The following is a 6,400-nucleotide window of genomic DNA, read 5'->3' on the forward strand; positions in this document are numbered from 1 at the left end:
ACATATGGTTCACCTCGTTCTGAGAGCCTACTCTAAGCGTAGGGCTTGAGAGTGAGGCGGACCATATAATTAGCCCAGTACTTTCATACTGGGCTTTGACTCTTTATTAGTTTCTAAAGGATACGCTTAAGTACGCCGTCAGCTTTGATGCGAGTGATCTTACGAACAAGCTTCTGAACGCTTTCTGGGTAATCTTCTACCTTTTCTAACTGTCGGTAAGTACAGATAAGTTGAGTATGCTCAAGAATGTTTGCTACTTCTTGCTCAAACTTATCCGTCATCTTAGCGTAGTTATCTTGCACCAATAGTCCATTTTCTAAGTCTAGTGACCATGCGCGTGGGTTCAGGTTATTACCTGTCATGAGCATGTAGCGTTTATCTACCCAAATACCTTTTAGGTGGAAGCTATTGTTGTCGTGTTTCCATAAGTGGATAGAAAGCTTACGAGCTGCAATGTTCGCTTCGTTGGCTTTTGCAAAACGGCGAAGGTTCAATTCGTAAAGATATGGTAAACCACCAATAGTTTTAAATTCTTCTTCCGGAGCAATATAGAAGTCATTTGCTGTTTTATCACCAACAACAATCGTTACTTTCACCCCGCGTTTCATTGCACGTTTTACTTCACGATGAATCGCTTTAGGAAAGTTGAAGTAAGGTGTACAGATGAAGATTTCATTTTGAGCGGCAGCGAGTAACTTAACGATTTTCATGTTGAGTTGATTACGTCGCTTACCCAAGCCAACAAGAGGAGTCACTTTTACCTCTTCTTCTGTTGCACTCTCTGGCGAAAACTCATAATCAGCACGAGCGAGAGAAGAACGCAGTTGACGAATTGCGGCTTTTATTTCTTTAGTTTCTGGTTTGTCCTTACCAGCAAGGTCGTTTACTGCTGGGTGAGCTATCATCTCACTCTGGATGAAACCGACCATGGAGTCAGCAAGTGCTTTATGTTGAATCACATGGTAACGGTCGAAACGATAACGACCATTGTATTGAAGATAGACGTTGTTTAAGCTAGCGCCGCTATAAATAACGGTATCGTCAACAATAAAACCTTTTAAGTGCAGTACGCCGAAGACCTCTCTTCCTCGTACAGGAATGCCGTATACCGGAATAGAATGTTGGTATTTTTTAGCGAATGCTTTGTATAGCGCGGAATTGCCCTCTGATGACTCTGCACCAATGAGACCACGTTGAGCTCGGTGCCAATCTACACAGATATTGATGTCCAATCCAGGGTTGCGCTGTTTCGCCTCATAAAGCGCTGTGAAAATTTCACGTCCAGCTTCATCATCTTCCAGATATAGAGCGACTAGGTAAATTCGCGACGTTGCTTTGCTGATCGCATCAAGAAGACGAGTTCTGAAAGTTTCTGCTGCGTGCAGAACTTCAAAGTCTTCAGGCTTGACTGCGAGACTTGGCAACTGTTCGAATGGGTTCCTACTTACTATCATACCGGTGTGAGTACCTTAATTAAGTGCAATATTGCGAACCTGATATTTTACCAAAGATATGAATTCTCTGGCTACAAAACCACGTCGTTTAGAACGTCAGAAGTGGTGAATTGCATTGGAATGAGATCTTTACCACTGTCTACGTACCGCAAATAAGCCATTTTTAACGAGTTTGGCAATTCAGAGCTATCAATGGTTTCAAACCCATGCTGAGCGTAATAATTCTCTAAATGTTTAAAAGCGAAGCAATAATCACCACTGGTGAAAACTGTGTTTTCGCAATAAGTAAGCAGAGCACTGCCGACGCCAGTTCCACGAAATTCTGGCACGACTAGCATCCCTGTAAGCAATCGTGATTTTTCGATGGTTTTCATTCGTAATAGCGCAACAATGCCATTCTTGATGCTGGCGGTAATGATTAACTCATCCCGTTTGGCTCGGCCTGCCGGATAATGCGCTTTATATAACCTCTTAATGAGAGGAAGTTTGATCGGATTTAACACTTCTATGATTAATGAGTCTGGTATTGTCACTGCGGCTAAAAGATAACTAATGTAGAATGTCCATAGTTTAAGAGAATCTCATCTGGCGTTGCAAATCCACTATGGAAATTAAGAAACACGCGAGCCTTAAGGCTTTTCATACATTTGGTATCGAGCAAACTTGCGACTATTTGGCGATTGTTGAATCTGTAGAAGATGTCATACAGTTGTTCAAGGACGACACCTTTAAAAAATTACCAAAACTGTTTTTAGGTAAAGGGAGTAACATGCTCTTTACTCAGCATTATGAAGGGCTTGTGATTATCAACCGATTACTTGGTAAACAAGTGAGTGAAACGGATGAGTATTACAAGCTGCATATTGATGGTGGTGAAGACTGGCCCGCATTAGTGGAATGGTGTGTAAAACAAGATATTGGTGGCCTTGAAAACTTAGCTCTTATCCCCGGCTGTGCGGGTTCTGCACCGATTCAGAACATCGGAGCGTATGGAGTAGAACTTAACAACATCTGTGATTATGTTGATGTTCTTGACCTAGAGACTTTTGAAACTACACGTATGAGTGCAGAAGAATGTCTGTTTGGTTATCGTGATTCGATATTCAAGCATTCTCTGTATGAGAAGTGTTTTATCACCGCGCTTGGCCTTAAACTGCCCAAAACGTGGCAACCCGTCAATCAATATGGCCCTCTACAGTCTATTCCTGAAAAAGAACTTAGCCCTAACGCAATATTTGAGCGAGTTTGCCAAGTGCGCATGGAGAAGTTACCTGATCCAACTAAAGTGGGTAATGCAGGGAGTTTCTTTAAAAACCCAGTGATCAGTCAAGATCATTATGATCAACTCATCCAGCAGCATGACACCATGGTCGCCTATCCTGCAAAAGGTGGGATGAAAGTGGCAGCCGGTTGGCTGATTGATCAGTGTGGGCTAAAAGGAACCTCGGTTAACGGTGCCCAAGTGAACCCATTACAAGCTTTAGTGCTTACCAATGTGGATAACTGTACCGCGGAAGATGTGGTGACTTTGGCTTCTCTTGTAAAGAAAACGGTTTGGGATAAGTATCAAATAGAGCTTGAGCATGAAGTGCGTTTTATGAATAGTCATGCTGAGACAACCCTTTCTGAGATAGAGGCTGCTCGATGAGAAAAGAACATAACGCAAAGCTCCATATCCTCAAAGCGTTAAGCGACAGCGATTTCCATTCAGGTGAAGCACTCGGGGAGAGCCTTGGCATCTCTCGAGCAGCAATCGCAAAGCACATTAAAGGGCTAAATGAGTGGGGTGTGGATATCTATCGTATCCAAGGCCGAGGTTATCAACTGGCGCACCCCCTACAACTATTAGACGGAGGTACACTTAAAGCGAAACTTGATAGTCAAATCGAGCTGATCTCTGTTATCGATTCAACCAACCAGTATTTGCTGGAAAGAGTGAATGAGTCAGACAAAGGAAGAGTTTGTTTAGCGGAATACCAAGCTAAAGGTAGAGGACGTCGTGGCCGTCAGTGGATTTCACCTTTTGGGACAAATCTCTACTTGTCTATGTACTGGCGACTGGACGCAGGTATGGCTGCAGCAATGGGATTAAGCCTTGTTGTTGGTATTGCGGCAGTAGAAGCGCTCGAAAGTATGGGCGTTCAAGGTGTGAAGTTGAAGTGGCCCAATGACCTCTATTTCCAAGATAAAAAACTTGCAGGTATTTTAGTAGAAATGTCAGGCCAAGCCGGTGGTGCCGCTCATCTTGTTATCGGGATGGGGTTGAACATTGGGATGCCGGACATACAGCCTGAGATTGATCAGCCTTGGACAACGTTGAATCAAGTCAGTGATGGTTTAACAATCGACCGCACCGTTCTGGCACTCAACCTTATCGAACACTGGAAGACCGCACTAGAAGAATATGAAATGACTGGTCTGGCGGGGTTTGTTGATCGTTGGAATCGTTTAGATAATTTTATAGACCGTCCGGTTAAGCTACTTATGGGGCCAAGAGAGATTCATGGCATTGTAAAAGGTATCGATCAACAAGGTGGGGTAGTACTAGAAACCAACAATGGTTTGGAGACCTACATTGGCGGCGAGATCTCCTTAAGAAAAACCGATTAACATTAACGAGTCAGCACTACTTTCTCAACGATACCTTATCAACCAAATGGCTTGGCCCTTTATGCAGTATTAAGTGGGCCCTTTCTCGAGTAGGAAGAATGTTCTGTTCCAAATTGAGTCCATTAATATCATGCCAAATCTGCTTCGCCTTGTTCCTAGCTTCTCCTACTGAGAGTTGGGTATAGTGGCTAAAATAGGAGCCAGGTTTGGTGAATGCTCCTCGACGGAATTTCAAAAATCGTTCTACGTACCATTGCTCGACGGTCTCTGTTTCAGCATCAACGTAAATAGAGAAGTCTAGAAAATCCGACACAAACACTCGATGTGGATCGTGTGGGTAATCCATACCGCTTTGCAAAACATTTAAACCTTCAATGATCAATATATCTGGCTGCTCAACAGTTTTAAGCTCTTCGGTAATGTCGTAGGTAATGTGGGAATAGACTGGCACTGTAAGGTCAGGTTTACCTGCTTTCACATCGGAAACAAACTCAACTAAACGCTTTATGTCGTACGACTCTGGAAAGCCTTTGCGATGCATGATGCCCTTATCTTCCAGTTCTTTCTTTGGATATAAGAAACCGTCGGTTGTCACTAACGCGACTTTTGGATGATTCTCCCAGCGAGATAGAAGGGCCTTCAGCAGCCTCGCAGTCGTACTTTTCCCTACCGCAACGCTACCAGCAATACCGATGACAAATGGAGGAGCATGCTCTTCTGTATTGAGAAATTGCTGTAATACTGAGTTGCGACTCTGACGAGCTTGAACATATAAGTTCAATAGACGAGACAAAGGAAGGTAAATCTCTACCGCTTCCTCTACAGTGAGGTTTTCATTAATGCCTTGAAGCGCGGTTAAGTCGTCTTCAGAGAGTGTCATCGGGACAGAATTTCGTAGTTCTGCCCATTCAGCACGGTCAAATGACAAAAATGGACTCATGAGTCTCTTTGATCCTTGGTTTAATAGAGAGCAAGAACATACAACAAGCATCGTTTAAAGCAAACGACAAAGCTCGAAAGTTTGCTTTAAAAAGTGAGGTTTGTATGAATTTGCAGCAATTGAATCTAAAAAGCTAAATTTTACGATTTTTTTTAAAATACCTATTGCAACCTAGAAAATCATTCAATAGAATGCGCACCACTTATGCCGACTTAGCTCAGCAGGTAGAGCAACTGACTTGTAATCAGTAGGTCACCAGTTCGATTCCGGTAGTCGGCACCATTCTTTCCTGCTTCTTTAAGAAGCAATTGTAGTAAGAATGGCATGAAATTTTGGAGGGGTTCCCGAGTGGCCAAAGGGAGCAGACTGTAAATCTGCCGGCACTGCCTTCGATGGTTCGAATCCGTCCCCCTCCACCATATTCTTAAGGAAATAGCTCTCAGAGTTACGTGTTGCGGGCATCGTATAATGGCTATTACCTCAGCCTTCCAAGCTGATGATGCGGGTTCGATTCCCGCTGCCCGCTCCACTCTAATTTGAGTGCTGATATAGCTCAGGTGGTAGAGCGCATCCTTGGTAAGGATGAGGTCGGCAGTTCGAGTCTGCCTATCAGCACCAGCTCTCAAAGTTATTTCCTTTTGATATAAGATTTACCAATTATCTTTTTTGGTTGCGTGGTCAATTCGGGCCACCTAAATCCGTACCTAGAGGGACTACTCATGTCTAAAGAAAAATTTGAACGTACGAAACCGCACGTTAACGTTGGTACTATCGGCCACGTTGACCACGGTAAAACAACTCTAACTGCAGCTATCTGTACTACTCTTGCTAAAGTTTACGGCGGTGTAGCTAAAGACTTCGCATCTATCGATAACGCTCCAGAAGAGCGTGAGCGCGGTATCACAATCGCAACTTCTCACGTTGAGTACGATACTCCAACTCGTCACTACGCACACGTAGACTGTCCAGGACACGCGGATTATGTTAAAAACATGATCACTGGTGCTGCACAGATGGACGGTGGTATCCTAGTTGTTGCTGCGACAGATGGTCCAATGCCACAAACTCGTGAGCACATCCTACTAGGCCGTCAGGTTGGTATCCCTTACATCATCGTATTCATGAACAAATGTGACATGGTTGATGATGAAGAGCTTCTAGAGCTAGTAGAAATGGAAGTTCGTGAACTTCTATCTGAGTACGATTTCCCAGGTGATGACCTACCAGTTATCCAAGGTTCTGCACTAGGCGCACTAAACGGCGAAGAGCAGTGGGAAGCTAAGATTGTTGAACTAGCAGAAGCGCTAGATTCATACATTCCTGAGCCAGAGCGTGCAGTAGATATGCCATTCCTAATGCCTATCGAAGACGTATTCTCAATCCAAGGTCGTGGTAC

Annotated in this window: 6 protein-coding genes and 4 tRNA genes; 7 read left to right on the top strand and 3 right to left on the bottom strand. The window is 43.8% G+C overall.

Annotation, left to right across the window (positions count from 1 at the left end):
* Positions 1 to 113: 113 nt before the first annotated feature.
* Together pssA and OQJ86_RS25895 are read right to left on the bottom strand one after the other, a co-directional pair.
* On the bottom strand, positions 114 to 1,454 hold the full coding sequence (gene pssA / locus OQJ86_RS25890) for a CDP-diacylglycerol--serine O-phosphatidyltransferase (RefSeq protein ID WP_038873871.1): 1,341 nt from the start codon (positions 1,452 to 1,454) through the stop codon (positions 114 to 116).
* A 71-nt stretch (positions 1,455 to 1,525) separates the two neighbouring features.
* Positions 1,526 to 1,957: a GNAT family N-acetyltransferase gene (locus OQJ86_RS25895; RefSeq protein ID WP_171375342.1), complete on the bottom strand. Its 432-nt coding sequence runs from the start codon at positions 1,955 to 1,957 to the stop codon at positions 1,526 to 1,528.
* 101 nt (positions 1,958 to 2,058) lie between these two features.
* Here OQJ86_RS25895 and murB point away from each other — a divergent pair, with 101 nt between their 5' ends.
* Positions 2,059 to 3,102, top strand: a complete 1,044-nt coding sequence (gene murB, locus OQJ86_RS25900) for a UDP-N-acetylmuramate dehydrogenase (protein ID WP_042603118.1) — start codon at positions 2,059 to 2,061, stop codon at positions 3,100 to 3,102.
* Positions 3,099 to 4,064 (top strand): bifunctional biotin--[acetyl-CoA-carboxylase] ligase/biotin operon repressor BirA, encoded by a 966-nt coding sequence (birA, locus tag OQJ86_RS25905; RefSeq protein ID WP_104047115.1) that lies wholly within the window; start codon positions 3,099 to 3,101, stop codon positions 4,062 to 4,064. The genes murB and birA overlap by 4 nt, the downstream gene beginning before the upstream one ends.
* A 16-nt stretch (positions 4,065 to 4,080) precedes the next feature.
* On the opposite strand, the gene coaA is transcribed toward birA, so the two are convergent.
* Positions 4,081 to 5,004, bottom strand: a complete 924-nt coding sequence (coaA, locus tag OQJ86_RS25910; protein WP_265992131.1) for a type I pantothenate kinase — start codon at positions 5,002 to 5,004, stop codon at positions 4,081 to 4,083.
* A gap of 206 nt (positions 5,005 to 5,210) precedes the next feature.
* On the opposite strand from coaA, the gene OQJ86_RS25915 reads away from it, so the two are divergent.
* The 5 genes from OQJ86_RS25915 to OQJ86_RS25935 all read left to right on the top strand — a co-directional run.
* Positions 5,211 to 5,286 (top strand) — tRNA-Thr (locus OQJ86_RS25915).
* A gap of 52 nt (positions 5,287 to 5,338) precedes the next feature.
* A tRNA-Tyr gene (locus OQJ86_RS25920) sits at positions 5,339 to 5,423 on the top strand.
* Positions 5,424 to 5,458: 35 nt separating this feature from the next.
* Positions 5,459 to 5,533: transfer RNA gene (locus OQJ86_RS25925), tRNA-Gly, on the top strand.
* A 13-nt stretch (positions 5,534 to 5,546) separates the two neighbouring features.
* Positions 5,547 to 5,622, top strand: a tRNA-Thr gene (locus OQJ86_RS25930).
* 101 nt (positions 5,623 to 5,723) lie between these two features.
* The coding region (locus tag OQJ86_RS25935) for a GTP-binding protein (RefSeq protein ID WP_265992133.1) at positions 5,724 to 6,400 on the top strand (677 nt) is incomplete at its 3' end.

Origin of the sequence: Vibrio sp. Sgm 5, assembly GCF_026241575.1 — a bacterium.
In the GTDB taxonomy this organism is placed as follows: Bacteria; Pseudomonadota; Gammaproteobacteria; order Enterobacterales; family Vibrionaceae; genus Vibrio; species Vibrio jasicida.